Origin of the sequence: Mesorhizobium sp. M7A.F.Ca.CA.003.01.2.1 (assembly GCF_003998945.1) — a bacterium.
GTDB classification, from domain to species: Bacteria; Pseudomonadota; Alphaproteobacteria; order Rhizobiales; family Rhizobiaceae; genus Mesorhizobium; species Mesorhizobium ciceri.
Window position 1 is genome coordinate 1 of the sequence record NZ_RZRA01001016.1, and the last position, 1,906, is coordinate 1,906.

The window sequence follows — 1,906 nt, forward strand, 5'->3', positions numbered from 1 at the left end:
GCGCTGGAAGGCGATCAAGTTTGCCACGATCAAGGACTATCAGGTCCGCGACAGAGCGGCGTAAGTCGCGCTTTTTCCTTCTCCCCGTTCACGGGGAGAAGGTGCCCGAAGGGCGGATGAGGGGCGGCGCGACCCTCGACTATCCTCTGGCAGCTTCCTCTATCTTGGCGATGTCGATCTTGCTCATCTGCATCATCGCCGACATCACGCGGCCGGCCTTGGCCCGGTCCGGATCCAGAAGCAGGCGCGGCAGCTGCTCCGGCACAACCTGCCAGGAGACGCCGAATTTATCCTTCAGCCAGCTGCATTGCGATGGTTGGCCGCCACCTTCGATGAGCTTGTCCCAGAAGTAATCCACCTCTTCCTGCGTCTTGCAGTCGATCGACTGCGACATCGCTTCGCTGTGCTTGAACTGCGGTCCACCATTGAGCGCCTGGAACTGCACGCCGTCGAGTTCGAACGTGGTCACCAACACCTTGCCTGCATCGGCGTGGCCTTCGGGCCAACGCATCACGCTCAGCACCTTGGAATTCTTGAAGATGGAGACGTAGAAGTTCATGGCCTCTTCGGCTCGGCCGTCGAACCACAGGCAGGTGGTGATCTTTTGCATGTCGTGCTCCTCGTGCTGTTTCGGTCGCTGTTCCTGTGAAACGGCTGACTCCGAATATGGTGCCATCTCCTTGCCGTCTGCCCAAGGACGGACATGCAGCGCGCCATCCGACAGTGCCACGCATTTTTTTGAGAGAATCTGGCGCATTGCAAAATTGTGGCCAGACCATACTTGCGCGTCTATAACGCCTGCGGTCCGAATTCAGCTCCGCCGCGCCAACCCCTGGGCTGCGGCCAGCCACCAAGGAAAAAACATGCCTGCCTATCGTTCCCGCACCACCACCCATGGCCGCAACATGGCCGGCGCTCGCGGCCTCTGGCGCGCCACCGGCATGAAGGACTCGGATTTCGGCAAGCCGATCATTGCGGTGGTCAACTCCTTCACCCAGTTCGTGCCGGGCCATGTCCATCTGAAGGATCTCGGCCAATTGGTCGCGCGCGAGATCGAAAAGGCCGGCGGCGTTGCCAAGGAATTCAACACCATCGCCGTCGATGACGGCATCGCCATGGGCCATGACGGCATGCTCTATTCGCTCCCGTCGCGCGAGCTGATCGCCGATTCTGTCGAATACATGGTCAACGCGCATTGCGCCGACGCCATGGTCTGCATCTCCAATTGCGACAAGATCACGCCCGGCATGCTGATGGCCTCGTTGCGCCTCAACATCCCGACCGTCTTCGTCTCCGGCGGTCCGATGGAAGCCGGCAAGGTGGTGCTCGCCGGCAAGACGCAGGCGCTCGACCTGGTCGATGCCATGGTCGCGGCCGCCGACGACAAGATCTCCGATGAGGACGTCAAGGTCATCGAGCGCTCGGCCTGCCCGACCTGCGGCTCCTGCTCGGGCATGTTCACCGCCAATTCGATGAATTGTTTGACCGAGGCGCTTGGCCTGTCGCTGCCCGGCAACGGCTCGACATTGGCGACGCATGCCGACCGCAAGCGTCTGTTCGTCGAGGCCGGCCACCTGATCGTCGATCTCGCCCAGCGCTATTACGAACAGGACGACGAAACCGCACTGCCGCGCAACATCGCCTCGAAGGGCGCTTTCGAGAACGCCATGACGCTCGACATCGCCATGGGCGGTTCGACCAACACCGTGTTGCATATCCTGGCTGCCGCGCATGAGGGCGAGATCGATTTCGATCAGGACGACATCGACGCGCTGTCGCGCAAGGTGCCGGTGCTGTGCAAGGTTGCGCCCGCCAAGTCCGACGTCCACATGGAAGACGTCCACCGCGCCGGCGGCATCATGGCCATCCTCGGCCAGCTCGACAATGCCGGCCTGCTCAACCGCGA

At 61.8% G+C, this 1,906-nt stretch carries 2 protein-coding genes; one reads left to right on the forward strand and one right to left on the reverse strand.

Annotated elements, in window-relative coordinates:
• Positions 1-139: 139 nt before the first annotated feature.
• On the reverse strand, positions 140-610 hold the full coding sequence (locus tag EN969_RS29035) for a VOC family protein (protein ID WP_063170452.1): 471 nt from the start codon (positions 608-610) through the stop codon (positions 140-142).
• A 253-nt stretch (positions 611-863) separates the two neighbouring features.
• On the opposite strand from EN969_RS29035, the gene ilvD reads away from it, so the two are divergent.
• A partial coding sequence (gene ilvD, locus EN969_RS29040) for a dihydroxy-acid dehydratase (RefSeq protein WP_127419623.1) occupies positions 864-1,906 on the forward strand: 1,043 nt, incomplete at its 3' end.

What these genes read in the sequence shown, in the direction of transcription:
- EN969_RS29035 (WP_063170452.1), bottom strand. Translation starts at nt 610, where the DNA reads ATGCAAAAGATCACCACCTGCCTGTGGTTCGACGGCCGAGCCGAAGAG.